Origin of the sequence: Sedimentibacter sp. B4 (assembly GCF_000309315.1) — a bacterium.
Lineage (GTDB): Bacteria > Bacillota > Clostridia > Tissierellales > Sedimentibacteraceae > Sedimentibacter > Sedimentibacter saalensis.
The window spans coordinates 1-299 of sequence record NZ_CANG01000737.1; the positions used below are offsets into that span (position 1 = coordinate 1).

1 protein-coding gene is annotated in these 299 nt (G+C 68.9%); it reads right to left on the reverse strand.

Translation table 11 applies throughout. From position 1 onward, the window contains the following. Positions 1 to 299 (reverse strand): phosphate acyltransferase (locus tag BN358_RS12935; RefSeq protein ID WP_255346906.1); only part of this gene is annotated, 299 nt, incomplete at both ends.

A 299-nucleotide genomic window follows, 5' to 3' on the forward strand; every position in this document is an offset into this window, starting at 1 on the left:
CGCTGCACGGCCTTGTAGGTGTTGTTGCCGGTGTTCAGGTCGGGGAAGATGAACACGGTCGCCCGGCCGGCCACCGGCGAGTCGGGCAGTTTCGTCCTTGCCACGGTCGGGTCGACGGCCGCGTCGAACTGGATCGGGCCCTCCAGTGCGAGGTCCGGCAGCTTCTCCCGCACGATCTCGGTCGCCTCGCGCACCTTGTCCACGTCGGCACCGAAACCCGAGGTGCCCGTCGAGTAGGACAGCATCGCGACCCGCGGCTCGATCCCGAACGCCACCGCCGTCTCCGCGGAACTGATCGC